This is a genomic window from Roseobacter litoralis Och 149, assembly GCF_000154785.2.
Lineage (GTDB): Bacteria > Pseudomonadota > Alphaproteobacteria > Rhodobacterales > Rhodobacteraceae > Roseobacter > Roseobacter litoralis.
Genome location: NC_015730.1, coordinates 273,025 through 289,449 on the forward strand (window position 1 = coordinate 273,025; position 16,425 = coordinate 289,449).

17 protein-coding genes are annotated in these 16,425 nt (G+C 57.9%); 4 read left to right on the forward strand and 13 right to left on the reverse strand.

Annotated elements, in window-relative coordinates:
- Positions 1-4: 4 nt before the first annotated feature.
- The 3 genes from RLO149_RS01365 to RLO149_RS01375 form a co-directional block, all read right to left on the reverse strand.
- Positions 5-406, reverse strand: coding sequence for a hypothetical protein (locus RLO149_RS01365; protein ID WP_148264424.1), 402 nt, complete (start codon positions 404-406; stop codon positions 5-7).
- Positions 407-480: 74 nt separating this feature from the next.
- Positions 481-1,566 carry a porin gene (locus RLO149_RS01370; RefSeq protein WP_013960251.1) on the reverse strand — a complete coding sequence of 362 codons (1,086 nt, stop codon included), beginning with the start codon at positions 1,564-1,566 and terminating at the stop codon, positions 481-483.
- 251 nt (positions 1,567-1,817) lie between these two features.
- A complete protein-coding gene (locus tag RLO149_RS01375) occupies positions 1,818-3,239 on the reverse strand; it encodes a hypothetical protein (protein ID WP_148264295.1) in 1,422 nt (473 codons plus the stop codon).
- Between the two features lie 38 nt (positions 3,240-3,277).
- Between RLO149_RS01375 and lepA the strand changes: the two genes are divergently transcribed.
- Positions 3,278-5,077: a translation elongation factor 4 gene (gene lepA / locus RLO149_RS01380; RefSeq protein WP_013960253.1), complete on the forward strand. Its 1,800-nt coding sequence runs from the start codon at positions 3,278-3,280 to the stop codon at positions 5,075-5,077.
- 237 nt (positions 5,078-5,314) lie between these two features.
- Here lepA and RLO149_RS01385 read toward each other — a convergent pair whose 3' ends face one another.
- Positions 5,315-5,881, reverse strand: coding sequence for a hypothetical protein (locus RLO149_RS01385; protein ID WP_013960254.1), 567 nt, complete (start codon positions 5,879-5,881; stop codon positions 5,315-5,317).
- 332 nt (positions 5,882-6,213) lie between these two features.
- On the opposite strand from RLO149_RS01385, the gene RLO149_RS01390 reads away from it, so the two are divergent.
- The gene (locus RLO149_RS01390; protein WP_013960255.1) at positions 6,214-6,393 is read left to right on the forward strand and encodes a hypothetical protein; all 180 of its coding nucleotides are present in this window, start codon (positions 6,214-6,216) and stop codon (positions 6,391-6,393) included.
- Between the two features lie 60 nt (positions 6,394-6,453).
- Positions 6,454-6,768, forward strand: a complete 315-nt coding sequence (locus tag RLO149_RS01395; protein WP_013960256.1) for a TraR/DksA family transcriptional regulator — start codon at positions 6,454-6,456, stop codon at positions 6,766-6,768.
- A 42-nt stretch (positions 6,769-6,810) separates the two neighbouring features.
- Here RLO149_RS01395 and RLO149_RS23025 read toward each other — a convergent pair whose 3' ends face one another.
- From RLO149_RS23025 to RLO149_RS01430, 9 genes are all read right to left on the reverse strand, one after another.
- The gene (locus RLO149_RS23025; protein WP_083825432.1) at positions 6,811-6,927 is read right to left on the reverse strand and encodes an entericidin A/B family lipoprotein; all 117 of its coding nucleotides are present in this window, start codon (positions 6,925-6,927) and stop codon (positions 6,811-6,813) included.
- A 113-nt stretch (positions 6,928-7,040) separates the two neighbouring features.
- Positions 7,041-7,172: a hypothetical protein gene (locus RLO149_RS24325; RefSeq protein ID WP_281015712.1), complete on the reverse strand. Its 132-nt coding sequence runs from the start codon at positions 7,170-7,172 to the stop codon at positions 7,041-7,043.
- A gap of 82 nt (positions 7,173-7,254) precedes the next feature.
- On the reverse strand, positions 7,255-7,734 hold the full coding sequence (locus RLO149_RS01400) for a class I SAM-dependent methyltransferase (RefSeq protein ID WP_013960258.1): 480 nt from the start codon (positions 7,732-7,734) through the stop codon (positions 7,255-7,257).
- Entirely contained in the window at positions 7,731-8,492 is a 762-nt protein-coding gene (locus tag RLO149_RS01405; RefSeq protein WP_013960259.1) for a polysaccharide deacetylase family protein, read from the reverse strand. The genes RLO149_RS01400 and RLO149_RS01405 overlap by 4 nt, the downstream gene beginning before the upstream one ends.
- Positions 8,482-9,630 (reverse strand): glycosyltransferase family protein, encoded by a 1,149-nt coding sequence (locus RLO149_RS01410; protein ID WP_013960260.1) that lies wholly within the window; start codon positions 9,628-9,630, stop codon positions 8,482-8,484. Before RLO149_RS01410 ends, RLO149_RS01405 begins: the two co-directional genes overlap by 11 nt.
- Positions 9,627-10,211 (reverse strand): histidine phosphatase family protein, encoded by a 585-nt coding sequence (locus tag RLO149_RS01415; protein ID WP_013960261.1) that lies wholly within the window; start codon positions 10,209-10,211, stop codon positions 9,627-9,629. The genes RLO149_RS01410 and RLO149_RS01415 overlap by 4 nt, the downstream gene beginning before the upstream one ends.
- Positions 10,208-11,215, reverse strand: coding sequence for a glycosyltransferase family 4 protein (locus RLO149_RS01420; protein ID WP_013960262.1), 1,008 nt, complete (start codon positions 11,213-11,215; stop codon positions 10,208-10,210). The genes RLO149_RS01415 and RLO149_RS01420 overlap by 4 nt, the downstream gene beginning before the upstream one ends.
- A 65-nt stretch (positions 11,216-11,280) precedes the next feature.
- On the reverse strand, positions 11,281-12,528 hold the full coding sequence (locus tag RLO149_RS01425; RefSeq protein ID WP_013960263.1) for a glycosyltransferase family 4 protein: 1,248 nt from the start codon (positions 12,526-12,528) through the stop codon (positions 11,281-11,283).
- Complete coding sequence (locus tag RLO149_RS01430) at positions 12,525-13,757, reverse strand: glycosyltransferase family protein (RefSeq protein ID WP_013960264.1); 1,233 nt, start codon at positions 13,755-13,757, stop codon at positions 12,525-12,527. The genes RLO149_RS01425 and RLO149_RS01430 overlap by 4 nt, the downstream gene beginning before the upstream one ends.
- A 256-nt stretch (positions 13,758-14,013) precedes the next feature.
- Here RLO149_RS01430 and RLO149_RS01440 point away from each other — a divergent pair, with 256 nt between their 5' ends.
- Entirely contained in the window at positions 14,014-16,395 is a 2,382-nt protein-coding gene (locus tag RLO149_RS01440; protein WP_013960265.1) for a mechanosensitive ion channel family protein, read from the forward strand.
- Positions 16,396-16,425 lie beyond the last annotated feature (30 nt).

Below are 16,425 nucleotides of genomic sequence, written 5' to 3' on the forward strand. Positions count from 1 at the left end.
GAGGTCACAAATCTGCGCAAAGCGTCTCGGCGGTTTCGGCAAAAGCAGCCCACGCATACCAGAAACGTTCACTCGCAGGGCTGTCAGAGAGTTTGACCTGTTGCAAAAGCTCAGGCTCTGCGAAAAAGCGCGCACTGCGCTGCTGTTCTGACTGGCTCAGCGTCAGGTTCGCCGCCGCCTGAACGCACCCACAGCGGGCCTTTGACGCCGTGCGCCGATTGTGAACGTTGCACGCCGCGCCGATCGGTCCCGTGGCAAAACGCTGAGCGCCTTCCAGTGTCACAGGTGTCAGGGTGTTTGGCTGTGTATTTGCACCACCTCCCCCGCAGGCGGCAAGGCCAAGCATCAGCGCACCCGCAAGGCCAAGGCGCAACATGCCCAAGGCTGGTTTTGTCCGACAATACATCATAGCCCCCATATGCCGTATCCGCATCGCAGGCGCAATTCATCCGCGCCCGCTGCAGGACATGATGCCGCGCCTCAGAATTTCCAGCGTGCGCCGACCGCCATCGCATCAATATCGTCGAAATCTGTGCCCGAGGCGTCAAATTCATGCGTGCGGTAAATGGCATAAAGCTCAAGATTATAGGCATCGACCTTTTGAACCGCCGCGATCCCTACGGATGAGCTGTCGGATCCGTCGATTGCGTAATCATTGCCCTCGAACACATCCAGCGACAACGCCGTGGTGCCAAGGGCAAACCAATCCTGCTGATACCCGAGTTTGGCGTAGATGTAATCGGCATCGCCTTCCTGCTCGGCCCCTGCCGACAGGGCAAGGCTGAAACCGGTGGGCTTATGCAGGAGCGCGAACGAGCCGACCAACAGTTCTTCACCGCCGCTGATCCACTCGTACCCAAGGCGCCCGTCCACCTTCATGTCGCCATAGTCAGCCGCGTATTTGGCCGCGACATCATAGTATTCGCTGTCGTTGTCGCGATCCAGAACCTCTTCACCGCCCGAGATGCTAAAGACGAGGTTGTTCCATGAGGGCGTGTCGTACCGCACCCGGAACCGTCGCGCCCCGTCAAAGGATTTGAACGTGTCCCCGATGGCGATGCCTGACAGCGCGCCGCCATCGGGGCGGTACTGAAAGCTGCCGGCGAGGTCGGCAATGCCGGAATAGGCAATCACCGAGGTGCCCGAGAAATCCGCTTCCGCCACGCCGTCCGACGCGGTGCTGCCCTGACCGAAACTGAGCGTGCCCAAGCTTGGCGTGGCGTAGATCAGTTCGAGTTTACGCAGATCCGTGCGCCCGATATCGAGGTCGAGATCGTTGTTATCCATGGTCGCAGAACTCGACCCGGCGAACCCAAGCGCCGTTTCAAAGTGGAATTTGACCGTGGACCCGCCCGCCAGATCGTTCGAGTAAATCGCGCCCACGCGGCTGTTGGAATTGTCGTTGTCGGTAAAGAACGTCTCATCCTCTGTCCCGTCATCGACGCTGAAAACACCAAAGTTAAGCTGCCCATAGAAATCAAACGTCGGGTCCGCGGCGGCAATATGCGGCGCACCCAGGGCAAGGGCAGACACAAGGCCAAGACGGGAAGGGAGGGAGACTGTCATGATGTTTAGACCTTTCAGAAACGAAATTCGGAGCCGTTCTGAAACAACCCTACCGCGAAAAATTCGAGACGTAAAAGCAAAGCTGCTCTCAGGCATTGGGTTTTTCAGTTTCGATCCACGTCGGCGTGTCGGATGGCGGGCCAGACCCCAGATCACTTTGGCAACGAATTGGAATTGGACACACTTGCTTGATTTGAATGGACTCAGCATTGAGAGGGCGCTCTGAAAACGAGCCGAAAAGGTTGTTCGTACTACTGCTCATCCATTTCAAAAAACCAACCCGCGATTTTTCGACCCAGTTTCAGTAGCCATGTGGCTCGTTTTTCATGCTTTTGCCCTTTGTCGATTCCTTGCCCAAGTGTGGTAAGCCAATTAACCAAGCGCGCGCGCCAAACTTTCGGCGGCTTATCTTCATTGACGACGGTTTCCACAGCGTCGCTCAACTGTCTAAACGCATCTTCTGTGAGGTCCTTTTTCATAGCTTCAGGAACTGCTTTGAGGTCTTCCTTTTCAGACGGGGTTGGCATGCGGCGTGTTTCGAGGGCTGCCAGCTTTGCAATGCGATCCCTGATGAGCGTATCTTGCGCGCAGAGCTCCTCCACCGACGTATACAAAACATTTTGTAATCCGATAAGCGCGGCGTCGTCGGGGTAAACATCGCCAATGTTACGTTGAAGAGCCATGCAGGCATTCCAGAAGCATGTTGCGACCACGCTTGCTTGGCCGCGATATGTCGTGCACGCGCTCCTGATCAAAATCGTTTCGCCGGAGGTTTCAGATAATCCGTTTCCTGCGCTCAGCGCGGCCACGAGGTTGATCTCCACTTGGGAAATCGCAAAACTCATAGGCTCTTCCGGAACCGCGACGTCATCTTCTACGTCCCACAGGCCGTCAGAATTGAGTACCAATCTGGGGCCGACGTTGGTTTTGTAAGACTGGATTATCTCAGCGATCCGACCCGCTACCACTATCTGCCCGGCCTTCCATTCAGCATCCGTGATTTCCAGAGCGATCCGGTGCGTCAAGTCCCATGGCATCGGGGTGCCGTTCAGGATGGCCTCGTACCACTCGACCCAGAAGGACCAGTCGGCATCATCGGCGTCCCATTGCGCCTTAAGCGTTTCCCATCCGGTTTTCAGGCCGTCTGGTTGAGCGACTTTTGGCCAGAGCGCCTCCCAATTACCTGGTAAATTTGAGTCGAAAGTGGCGGTGGAGCGGACGGCTGCGGAAGCTGCGGCAGCGGTGCTGGCAGCGGAGAACTCGACGGCGGAATTGATGGCAGCTACGTCGGTGGCGGAGAAGGCGACGGAAGCGCCAGTCGTGGCGGCGGTGGAATTGGTGGCAGAGCGGGTGGCAGCGCGGGTGGCAGCGACGGTGGAGCGAGCGACAGGAGGGGCGCCAGAGAAGGCGGCGCCGGCGAAGAAGGCGTTAGCGGCAGCGTTTGCCAACCCGTGTAACTCTGCGGCTGGACAGGTTGCTGTAGCCGCAGAGACGAGCGCCGATCGCAAGGTCAAAACAGCAAGCCCGTTGGACGTCGCTTCTTCCCAGCTTCCTAGCCCGGGCAGCGCGCGCAAGGCACAGCGCGCGGCGAACCAAACCTGCGTCTGGTGGTCCTGCGTGTCCAGCCACGCTTGTGCGCTTTGCTGATCCGTTATCTCTACCTTCTGATCCACCTTGACCGCCCCCCCAAACCACACCATATCCCATTACCATGACACCGCTTTCACATATCCGCAATTTCTCCATCGTGGCGCATATTGACCACGGGAAATCCACGCTGGCCGACAGGCTCATTCAGTCCACCAATACCGTGGCGGATCGGGATATGAAGGAGCAGATGCTCGACAGCATGGACATCGAGCGCGAGCGCGGCATCACCATCAAGGCGCAGACCGTGCGGATCAATTACACCGCCCAGAATGGTGAGGAATATGTCCTCAACCTGATCGACACGCCGGGCCACGTGGATTTCGCCTATGAGGTCAGCCGCTCCATGCGCGCGGTTGAGGGGTCGCTGCTGGTCGTGGACAGCACCCAGGGCGTCGAAGCGCAGACGCTCGCCAATGTCTATCACGCCATCGACGCGGATCATGAAATCGTGCCCGTGCTCAACAAGATCGACCTGCCTGCGTCCGATTGTGACCGCGTGGCCGAACAGATCGAAGACGTGATCGGCATTGATGCCTCCGGTGCCATTCAGGTGTCTGCCAAGACCGGGCAGGGCATCATGGAGACGCTGGAAAGCATCGTGCAGAACCTGCCCGCGCCCAAAGGCACCCGCGATGCGCCGCTCAAGGCGATGCTGGTGGATTCGTGGTATGACAGCTACCTCGGGGTGATCGTTCTGGTGCGCATCATGGACGGTGTGCTGAAAAAGGGCGACCGCATCCGCATGTTGTCCAACAATTCCACCCATGGCGTGGACCGCATCGGCGTGTTCCGCCCCGCCATGACCGAGATCGACGAATTGGGTCCGGGCGAAATCGGGTTTCTGACCGCGTCCATCAAGCAGGTGCGCGACACCCGCGTGGGCGATACGATCACGCATGAGAAAAAGGGCACGACCGACGCGCTGCCGGGCTTCAAACCGGCGCAGCCCGTGGTGTTCTGTGGTCTTTTCCCGGTGGACAGCTCCGAGTTCGAGGAGTTGCGCGACAGTATCGAGAAACTCGCGCTGAATGACGCGTCCTTTTCCTATGAGATGGAGACATCGGCCGCCCTTGGGTTCGGGTTCCGCTGTGGCTTTCTGGGGTTGTTGCACCTAGAAGTCATCCGCGACCGGATCGAACGTGAATATGACATCGAACTGATCACTACCGCGCCCTCGGTCATCTACCATGTGTATATGAAAGATGGCTCTATGATCGAGCTGCACAACCCCGCCGACATGCCCGACCTCACGCTGGTCGATCATCTGGAGGAGCCGCGGATCAAGGCGACGATCCTTGTGCCCGACGACTACCTTGGCGATGTGCTGAAGCTGTGTCAGGACCGCCGCGGCATCCAGCAAGACCTGACCTATGCAGGCTCGCGTGCGATGGTGGTCTATGATCTGCCGCTCAATGAGGTGGTGTTTGATTTCTACGACCGGCTCAAATCGGTGACCAAGGGCTATGCGTCCTTTGACTATGCGATGATCGGGTATCGCACGGACAGCCTTGTGAAAATGTCGATCCTCGTGAACGACGAACCGGTCGATGCGCTCTCCACCATGGTGCACCGCGACCGGGCCGAGGGACGGGGCCGCGCGATGGTCGAAAAGCTCAAGGACCTGATCCCGCGCCACATGTTCAAAATCCCGATCCAAGCGGCGATTGGCGGCAAAGTCATCGCCCGCGAGACCCTCTCAGCAATGCGCAAGGACGTGACCGCCAAGTGTTACGGTGGGGATGCAACGCGCAAACGCAAGCTGCTGGACAAGCAGAAGGCGGGGAAGAAGAAGATGCGTCAGTTCGGGAAAGTGGATATTCCACAGGAAGCGTTTATCAGCGCTCTCAAGATGGACGGCTAAAGCCGTTTAACAAGGCTTATATGAAAGACGGCGTGAGGCAGCGTACTGCGTAGCAATGCGCGTTTCCGCGCGTTGGACTTGTGGGATTAAACATGCAATCGGGTACGCGAAACAGCGACTAGACAGAGCAGTAAGAAGTGACTGGGCGCAGTTTCCGTGCAAAACACCCGCCCGGCGATATCGGCGGTTGTAGCCGGGCGAGCAGAAAAACTGGTTCATGCTTTATCTATTGGTAACTTACTTGGCCGACACAGGATGCTCCACCAAGGGCACAATCACCCTGTGCACATCGGTTGACAGTCCAGGCTTAATTTGCTCCAGCATTCCCAACAAAACCAAGTATATATCGTTAGCATCATTTAGCACTTCAGTTACCATTGCTTCGGTGATCGCAGTTCGCGTTTGCTCATAATTTGGCGATTTTTTTTTGCCTGTATTGCGTAGGTAGTCGACGCGAAGGAAACCCTCCGGAGAGCCAAAAAAAGCGCCGTGCGCAGCCAAATGCCTGTTGTCAACAAACCTGTCTATCCAATCTACGAGTTTTTCAAGGTCTTTGGCAAAACCATGATTGTTTTTTGCTTTATTGGTCCTGCGAAGTTTTTTAATCAATTCGCTGGTGCTTGTTTTTCTGTTTTTAGAGTATTTATTCAGCCAATTATCGTCAGGTGGAAAACAGCCTTCGAGACAAGTGATGACTGCGCATATTGCCAACTCAATGTGCGCGCAAGTTTGGAGGTATGCGCCAATTTGAAACAAGAAACGCGGGGGCAATAGTGTTTCTACAGCTAGCTTTTCGTTTTTCATTGATGCCTTGCTCAGACGAATACTCATAAACAAACAGTGTGCTGCTTTTGAATTCAGTTGCAATACATCTCACCAAGTAACCCAATGCAAATCCTCTGGATTTGCAGCGCCCGAACCGCCCCCACGGGGCGGGCGCTTCGCTTTTTCCCACCCCTCGGTTCGGGCGCGTCGCCCTACTGGAAGCACGCCGCAGGTTGCACCCAAACACAAGATAGCTTGGTCGCAGTTTTAAGAACCACCCAACCCAACCACATCAACCTTGACACATATCAAGGCAAACACCCGGCACCTGCGTTAGTCTTAATGCGAGTTTATCACAGGAGGCACCCTCGATGTTACGCATTGCTCTCATTCTTTATTCCATCGTCGCAACCACTCTCGCGGGGACGGCTGTGATTGCCGTGTTGACCATGGGTCTTACCGGTATGATGCCAATCGTGGTGGCGGCGGTTGCGGGCGCGGTTCTGGCGGCGCCGGCATCCTATATTCTGGCAGGTAAGATCGCAGGGTAGTCCACCCGCACACAAAACGATTCGCCGCGCGTTTTACGCTGATCACGAAAGGGGATTTTCATGGATGTTCAGGTTCACAAACAGACGCTTTTGAGCCGCCGCGCGTCTCTTGTGGGGGATTTGTCCGATATCGAACAAGCGCTGGATGCGCCCATGCCGCAAGACTGGGAAGACCGCGCCACTGAACGTCAGGGCGATGAAGTCCTCGAAGCCATGGGGCAGGTCGAGATGGCTGAACTCAGGCGCATTGACGCCGCACTGAGCCGCATTGACGACGGCACCTATGGCACATGTCTGTCCTGCGGCGACCAGATTTCCGACGCGCGCCTCATGGCCGTGCCGGATGCGGCACTCTGCAGGAACTGTGCTAAATAGCAGCGCGCGCCGCAGGGGAAACTCCGGCGCGACGAGGTGTTCTTAGATCGCTTCGTCGAGCGCTTCGCCAGCGTTTTGTACGTCGCGGCCGATGCCTTTTGTGGTTTCACAAGCAGCAAGTGCCAATACGAGGCTGAGGAGAACGGCAACTCTGATCATGGGGAAGTCCTTTTTGAAGTCGTCATCAATAGACCCTCTATAGCCTATTGCGAATCGGGTTCACGCGAAAAAGTGATTTCCGTACCGCTTTTTGCGGAGTTTTTCCCATGGGGTCAGGAAATTACGCCATCCACCGCTTCGGGAATTTCATTCAGCTGTTCCATTGCCTCCGGATCGGCGTCCTGATTGTGATCGCAGGCGGCGAGGCCCGCGACAGTAAACAGGCACAATACGAGCTTTTTCATCTGGTCGTCCTTTATTGCAATATCCGGTCAGATTACCCGGAAATGCGATCGGCGAAAGGTCAAAAATCGGTATGCGCCGGAGTCAGGGCGCGCGGTAGAAAAGGTATCGTTCCGGGTCAATTGTGTCCGGCCCGCTGATCTGTGTCAGCCCGATCAGCGGTTGCTGGCTGACCACCAGTCCGCCCGGCACCATCAGTGCTGCGATCAGGGGCGAGAGCCGCGCGCCCTCCGCCACATCCAGATCCTTGACGCCAAAGCCGAAATCATAGTGTGCCAGCGCGCATTTTGCCCCCGTCTTTGCAAGGGTCGTGAGCATGTCATCCGCTTCGCCCTGCAGGAAGTTTTCCGCAGGGGGTACGCAGGACGGATGCGGTTGCAGCACCCGGTCAATCACCCAGATGCGCCGCTCGGGCAGGACCTCGCGCAGGTGATCATAGGTGCGACCGTTGCCCAAACCCAGTTCCAGCACATCACCGTCAATGCCCCGCACCTGCTCAGCGGCCCAGTTCAGACCGTCGATCTGCGCGCTTAGACGGCGGCGCATGGAGTCCAGTCGGCTCATCTGTGTTTCTCCAGCAAGGGGGCGATGGGTTGTGGCAGCGCGCCACCATCCAAAAGCTCTGATACAAACTGCTGGGTGAAGTCCCACACATCCGCAGTATGCACAAGATGATGCGTCAGATAGCCCAAGGGTTCAGACGAATCCGACTGCCCATCCGCGCGCGCGGCAAGTACTTCAACCGTTTGTGCCACGAGCGTTGCGGGGTCTTTGAGGCCGCGCGTGTCGCGCCAGTCGATGGGGTCAATATGGGTGTTGATCTGCATCAGGCCATCGGCGGCACAGACGGTTTGTCGTGGCGTAAAGGTCGACAGGCCTGCATAGCCTGCATCGGCAAGCGGCGCGAGGTAGGACGGATTGATCCGGTTCCACGGCGGTACAAAGACCGGGACCATCCCGGTGCCAAAGAGCTGCCGCATCTGATCAAGCCCGCGTTGGAGTTCGGCGATGGCCCCGCTGCGCATTGCGCCGAATTCCGCTTTTTTCTGACCGCTCGGGGCATGGTTCTTGTGTTGCCAGCCATGAACGATCGGCACGAGGTGATCCGACCTTTTGGCATGTTGAGCCAGTGAGGCTTCGGCCAATGCCGGGATGATCGCAAGATGCACGGGCACGTTCAGCGCGTCAGCGGTAGTTTCAAGTTGATCAAGCGCCGCAGTTGGTTTCGTGGCATCGTCATCACGCCACCAGAAGTGCAGGGCCATCCCGCGGGCCCTATGGCGCGCCAATTCACGGCGCAGCGGGGTCCAGTCAACCTGCATGGCTCGGTGCCTTAACAAGCGTTTCGAGCAGTTCAACCGTGCGGTTTGCCCCATCGAGGCCCTGCGTTTGCGGATCCCGTCGGAGGTCTTGCACGACAGAATACACGGTGTTCAAAAGTGTCTCGGGTTGCAGGTCCACAGAGTTCACAACGCGTATGCCCGCTATTTTAGCAAGTGCCGAGGCGCGCAGGGATTGCTCCACCTCGCCGCCCGCATCAAAGGGGACGAAAACCGCGGGCGTTCCGGCCTGCAGTATATCGAGCGCCGTGTTGTAGCCGCACATCGACACGGAGGCTTTTGCGCGGTGCAGCATCTGGCGAAAATCCGGTCGGGCGGGTTCGATGGTAGCATTTGCCGGGCAAAGTTCTTTCAGTGCCGCGCATTTTGCCGGTGCATCCGCGCCACCGACCAAAACACGCCAATGCAGATCGCCGTCCAGTTTCGCAGCGCCCAGGGCAGCAGAATAAAGCGCATCGCCAACGGCCCCACCGCCAGCGCTGACGAGTACTTCGCCTTGTCCCAATGCATCAGGGTGCATGGGGGCGGGCGGGTTTGCGACAAATCCGCTGTATCTGAGTTTTTCCGAAATATCTTCGGTGACGGGCCAGCTTGCCGCCAGCGGTGTCACATCGGGATCGGAATGCACGATGATTGCGTCGTAAAACTCTGCGATGATGTCACGGACGCGTGCCGCTTTGGATGGTTTGGAAGGCGGCGCCAGAATATCACGGATCGAGCAGCAAATGCGCGGCGGGTTTTTGCGTGCTATGGCCGTTTTGAGCAGCGCCAGAAACTCATCGCTCAAACTGCGCCGGCCAAAGGGGAACAATTCGGTGACAAGCACATCCGGGGCGGCCTCTTCAAATGTGCTCAGGAGCTTGTCGCGACGATCCCGCATCAGCGTTTCAGGCGCGACATCCCCTTTGTCATCAAGCAGGCGCGTGAAGTTCACGCCATCGGATCTCAGGGCGGGCAATTGCACCAGCGTAATACCGTCATGAGACAGGTGAGGCACGGGCATGCCGCCGGAGACCAGCGTCACCTCATGCCCTGCCTTCAGATGTGCGCGGGCCAGCACCAATGTGCGCGACAAATGTCCCGATCCAAGCAGGTGCGTCACCACAAAGAACACTCTCACCGGGTGCGCGCCTCAAGGCGAACAGGATCGCCTGCAACCGTCCAGCCCGCGTCAGAGATGTTCAGGATAAACAGGCGGTCCCGTTTGATGCGGAAAGGGGCGGCACCGTCAAAGTTCCAGCCCGTGGCCTTGGCCATCAACACGCGCATGATCCCGATGTGACAGACGGCGACCGTGTCCGTGGCAAGGCTGTTGACCCATGGGGTCAGTCGCGCGCTCACATCTGCCGGGCTTTCCCCGCCGGGGGGGCGATACTCCCAGCCCCAGTCTTCGATATGGCGGTAATCTGTGTCGGGATCGGCCAGCAACGCCTCCCCGCGCTTTCCTTCCCACGCACCCCAGTCCATTTCCATCAGCGCAGGTATCGTGATCGGGGTTTTGCCGCTGATCAGTTCTGCGGTTTTCACGGCGCGCATCAGCGGGCTGGATACAAGCGCCGCATCGTACCACGGCTTCGGCAGGACGCGCGTGGCAAGCCCGGCACGCGCCTCCGGGTCCAGCGGGATGTCCGTGCGCCCCTGAATGCGACCCTTACGGTTCCATTCGGTGTGGCCGTGGCGAATGAGGGCGAGCCTGATCATATCAATATCTCGTCAATTGCGGTTCTAAGGGTGGTTCTGGCAGAACCCAGAAGGTGATGCGCGCCGACATGCGCGCGCGCCGCCGCACCAAGGTGCATCGTCAGTTTCGGCATTTCAAGCAGCATATCAAGCCGCGCTGCAAGTGCGCCGCTGCCAGCCTCGGGCGATGGATAATCCGCTCCCGGTGCAAGGACGTCACGGACGCCTGGGCGGTTCTGCGCCACAACGGCCATTCCGGCGGCCTGTGCCTCAAGGTAGGTCATCCCGAAGGCTTCGTTGACACCGGGCCAGAAGAGGATCTTCGCGCGCGCGTAAGCGTCTTGCAAATCCTGCGCCGACAAGGCCCCAAGGAACGATATCTTGTTGCTGAAAGGCGCAAAAAGCGCCTCAACTTCCGCGCGCGCCGGGCCGTCCCCCGCGATTTCGAGGTGCCAGTCGGGTGTTTGCAGCTTGGCCAGCGTTTCGGCGATAATCTCGTAGGACGCGAGCTTGTCGCCCTTACGGAACATCCCGACGCTCAGCATGCTGCGCTCCTTGCGGCCTATGGGGGGCAAATTCTCACGCGGCAGGAATGGGCGCAGGTGGATCAGTTTTTGATCGGTGGCGGCGTAATTGCGCAGCGCTTCTTTATCCCGCAAGGTCAGATAAAAAATCACGGCTGCCGCATCGCTCGCCGCCTCTGCCGCTTTGGCGTAGTCGGCCCAAGGTCCTGACAGTCTTTTGCGCGCGCGGGTTGCCTCAACCAGCAGATAGGGGATTTGCAACGCCCGCGCGACGGCTGGCCCGATCAGGTCGGGCGCTTTGTAGTAGTTGTGATAGGTGATCCAGAACCGCCATCCGGCTTGTCGCCCCTTCTGGATCAGGGCGTCGATTTCGACCGATGCGGCCGCTTGTTTTTCCGCCTGTATCTGTGCATCCCCGGTCCCGTCGCGTGTTTGCAGATGCGAGGCGACATCTGCCTTAACGTCGCACATCTGCAATGCGGCCAGCAAGGCGCGGGCCATGGCGCGATCCCCTGAGGGCACAGGGTGATCAGGTGGTTTCATCGGAGCATAAAAGGCGGCGGGTATCACGCCGCGTCCCGCATCATCGCGCGCAACCGCTTGGTCAGCTGATTGATGCCCGGCTGCATCTGAAACTCGGTTTTCAGCCGTATGTAGGCCGCATCGGCAAAGGCACGGCCCTTGTCTTGCCGCGCGGCAAAATCCCGGATCGCCTGCGCAAGGCTGTCCGGGGCATCATCCACCAGAATGCCATGCACGCCTGTGTCAATGAATTCCGGAATGGCAGAAACAGGGGTCGCCAGAATGGGCAGCCGTTGACTGGCGGCTTCCATCAAGACATTGGGCAGACCATCGCGGTCGCCATCTGCCGCAATTCGGCTGGGCAAAACGAACAGGTCGGATGTGCGCATTTCTGCGATAACCTCGGGCTGATCGCAGGCCCCGCGCCATGTGATACGGTCTGCCACGCCCTTTGCAGCAGCCAGATCCTGCATCTGATCCTTGAGTGTCCCGCCGCCGATATGCGTCCAGTGCCAGGGTAGTGTATCCGGCAAAAGAGCGAGCGCTTCGATCAGCCGATCAAAGCCCTTTTTTTCAACCAGCCGTCCGACCGACATGAGGGCCAGCGGTGCATCCGGTTTGCGCGCCTTCCGGTCCGGAGGGTCAGGAAAGCGCGTCAAATCCAGCCCGTGATAGACCAGATCAACGCGGTCGGTCCTGTCCGCAAGGCTGCGCAAATGTTCAGCACCAAAGGCGGTGCAGGTGGCCCCGAACTGCGCCCCGAAGCTCTGGGCCGAGAGTTTTTCGCGCAATTCCCAGTCAGGTGACGTCCAGATGTCCTTGGCGTGGGCGGAAAACGACCACGGCAGCCCGGTCAGGATCGCGGCATAGCGCGCGACCGACGACGGTGTGTGCAGGAAATGCGCATAGAGGCCGGTCACATCCTGCGGTAGTTCATGCGCCAAGACGCAGGCCTGACCAAACCTGCGGATGCGGTTTTCGGTTTGATCGCGTGCATAATCCGCACGAAAGCAGCGCACGGCGTCTTTGAAACCGGGCAGGCGTCTGGCGCTGAACAGCGCGCGCCGGACACGCGGCGGATCATCCTCAAGGTATTCGGGCAGGTAATTCACCCGCGCCTTCAGCCGGTCATGTAGCGGGTGCGTTTTTTCATCGGTCGGATGGCGCAAAGACCAGAGTTCAAGCGTCAGCCCCGCGTCTTCCAGCGCGACAAGTTCCTGCGCAATAAAAGTCTCGGACAGGCGTGGCCATCCCTTGACCAGAACGGCAAGCCGTGCGGGCGTCGTTGTCATTTCTGTGCCATCAACGCTTTGGTTCGGGCAACGACGATGTCAAGCCCATCCAGCAAGCCTTCGGCACCCGCCTGCGATGGTTTTTGTTGCGCTGGCAGCCCCCGGATCGCCTTGATCATGGCATCCGGGGTCATGCCGTCACGTTTTTCGTCCAGCATGCGCACAAGGCCGATTTCCTCGGCGCGCGCGGCTCTGATCCATTGTTCAAGCCGGGGCACGGTGCGGGGCACGATGACCGCCCGCTGGTCAAATGAGAGGACTTCGCAGAATGTGTTGTACCCGCCCATGCAGACAACGCCCTGCGCGCCTGCAAATAGCGATTCAATCCGTCCGTCAAAGCCCACGGCACTGACGCGTCCGTTCAGCCTCGCGACCCGCTGTTCGAACGCCTCGCGCACGTCACCCGACAAAAACGGCCCATAGATCAGCACCGCATCGGGTGCCAGATCGGGCGCTTGTTCATAGGCCTGCAAGACCAGATCAACCAGCGCGGCACCGTCACCGCCACCGCCGGGTGTAATCAATACATAGGGTGTTTCCGGTGTTTCAACTTCATCCGTGATTTCGCGGCGCAGATACCCTGTCCAATGCATTCTGTTTCGGGTTTCAGCGGATAATTGCAGACCTTCGGTCGGATCATAGACAGATCGGGGTCCGTACACCCAGATTTCGTCATAGAATTTTTCTGTGGCCTCAATTGCCCCTTTGCGCGCCCACTCTGCGGCCAGAACTTCGGCTTCGTCCAACACATCGCGCAGCCCCAGCACCAGACGTGTCTGCCCGCGCCCTGCCAGCCACTCCAACGTGGGCAGCAATTCACCCCGAAAGCCGGCGGGTTCTTTGTCGACGATCAAAAGGTCCGGGTCATATTGCTCTACCGTGCTCTGGATCAAAGCAGACCTGAGCGCTGTCGTCTTGTCGATATCAAGCCCGAGCGTCTCGCTTACATAAGACCCATCGTGTAGTTTCGTGACACCCGGTAAACGGACGTGATCGACACGTTCGGGAAATGTGAAACGCCCGGCAACAGGCGATCCTGTCAGAATGATTGCCGAGGTATTGTCATCCGCAGCCGTCAGTGCAGACGCCAGTGCCCGCGAACGCCGCAGATGACCCAAGCCAAAGGTGTCATGGCTGTAAAACATGATCCGCTTTGATATGGGTTTTTGATTTTGCAACGCAGGATCGTTACGCAAGACAGTGCCAGCCGATGTGTTCTGATAATTCATGAGGCGCAGGCCCCGCAGTCTGCCCGCGCTGTGACGATACTGTCAGACGTCAGGGCAGGGTCGTTTTCTATATGGCGCATTGCCCGGTCCCCGGTCCCTTGCGTTGGCATGGTTTTGTCGCGGTTTCTCTTTGGCACAAAAGCACCAGCAGTGCAAAACCCGAATTCCCTGCTGTTTTCACAGATGTTGCGCAATTGCATTGTCTGCCAAGCTCACCTACCGTCCGGGTTTGTTAACTGTGTTGGACATTATCGCGATGCGCGCATCCATTATCGCTCTTTTTATTGTTCTATTGACGGTCATCTTGGCGACGCCAATCGAAAGTCAGGCACAAAGCGTCGGCTCACTTTTTGGCAATACCGGGGGGGCCGAAGAAGAAAGCAGCACGGATCGCATATCCGACATCATGGAAAAAGCCGCCGAAAACGGCGTTGGCGTTGTGGTCATTGATCTGGAGGGCAACGTCGTATCGACGACAGGTCAGCCCCCGCCCAATGCAGAAGTCGCGCCAGTCGAGAGCAGCGGCTCCGTTTTGATGAAGACGCAGGATTCCCTTGTGAAATTCCGCGCGACCCTTGTGCAGCGCATCCTTGGTCTGCCGGATGATTTCAACGAGGTGATCTTTATTCTGCGCGCCACCAGCCCGGATGGCACGATGTGGGCGTATTTCGAAGCGTTATACATCTCAATGGCGCTTTTTGGCGTTGGGATGCTGGTTCAGAGATATGTCTTTGGTCGTTACATCGCGCGCTCCATGATCGTTGCGCGGACGCTGGAAAATCCGCAGGGCTATTCGCAAAAGATGCCTTGGTTGGTGTTCCGCTTCTTTCTCGGGGTGGTGGGTATTCTGGTTTCCATGGCGGTGGCCTACGCCTTGGGCGTGCTTATTTTTGGCCCGCTCGAAGACCCCGGACTGCAATTTACCGTCAGCGTCATAAACGTCGCGTATTTTCTAAGCCGTGCGGTGGCCGCGCTGTGGCGTATGATCCTGTCACCCTACATGCCGCAATACCGCATCCCCTATCTTAATACGCGCGATGCGAAACACCTGAATTATTGGCTGGTCACACTCGGTACGTTCGATATCTTCAGGCTGCTGTTCACCGTATGGGTGCGCGAACTGGGCCTGAATTACGATGTCTTTGCCTTCATGGCGTCCCTGCTTGGGGCCGCTGTCGTTGTGGCGAACATCATGATGGTTCTGGTCAATCGTCGGGCGCTGTCCAATGCGATCCGGAAAGGCGAGCCGCGTGAGAACTGCAGTTGGGTGATCAAGGCACTGTCCTCAATCTGGGCGCCGGCAGTGATCATCTACATGCTTTATGCGTGGTTTCAGGTGACCTATGATCTGGTGTTGGGCACGCCGCCAGCGGTGCCGCTGATTGCCGGAGCCTACGCGATCCTGCTGTCGATTTTGGTGGTTTTCGGGGTCATCAACTTCGGTATCGAGCGTGGTTTTGCCCGTGCTCGGGCAATGCGTGCTCTGAACCAATCCTACCCTCAAAGCGAAAGTGAAGCGGACGATAGCCCTGACGAGGCCGCTCAAACGCAAGAAAACGCGCGCTATGCCCCAAGGGGTATGCGCACCTACGAGGAACTGGCGCAGCGCGTTGCTGGCATCGTGGCCTTTGTGGCAGGTGCATATGCGTTCTTTTACATCTGGGACAATAACAGCACGCAGATGGTTGAAAGCTTTGCCAACCGGCTGCTCGACGTTATGGTCATCCTGTTCATCGGATATGTGGTTTATCACGCGTTTCGCATCTGGATCGACAATAAGATCGCCGATGAACTCGGTGACATCACCGAAGGTGAGTTGGGGGATGAAGGCAGCGGCTCTTCTGCGTCCCGGCTGGCCACGCTGCTGCCGCTGTTTCGCAACTTTATCCTGATTGTGCTGATCGTGACCATCACGCTGATTATCCTGATGGAGATGGGGGTCAATGTGGGGCCCTTGTTTGCCGGTGCGGGTGTTGTGGGCGTGGCCGTGGGGTTTGGCTCACAGGCGCTGGTGCGCGATATCTTTTCCGGCGGGTTCTTTCTGTTTGATGATGCGTTTCGCAAAGGCGAATATCTGGACATCGGGGGCGTGAAAGGCACGGTCGAAAAAATTTCCGTGCGCTCGTTTCAGCTGCGCCACCATCTAGGCGCGCTGCACACGATCCCCTTCGGCGAAATTCAGGTCATGACGAATTATTCCCGCGATTGGGTCATTATGAAACTCAAGCTGCGGGTTACCTATGACACCGACGTCGAGAAGGTACGAAAACTGATCAAGAACCTCGGTGTTGAGTTGCTGGATGATCCCGTGATTGGCGAGAACTTTATTCAACCGCTCAAATCGCAGGGTGTGATCGAGATGCAGGACAGCGCGATGATCATCCGGGTCAAATTCATGACCAAACCGGGCGATCAATGGCTGGTGCGCAAGAAAGTATACGAAGAAATCCGCTCCTTGTTCGAACGCGAAGGAATCCACTTTGCGCATAAGGAAGTCACGGTGCGCCTTGCGGATACTGAAACCAAGGTCGAGAATCTGACAGAAAAGGAAAAACAGGCCATCACCGCAGCCGCCCGCGCCGCGATGGATGATGATCTGCTGGAAGGTGGCGCACAGGATGAAGCGGATGATCGCTAGCCCTGTCCCATTTGACCTGTGTTGGCGGGT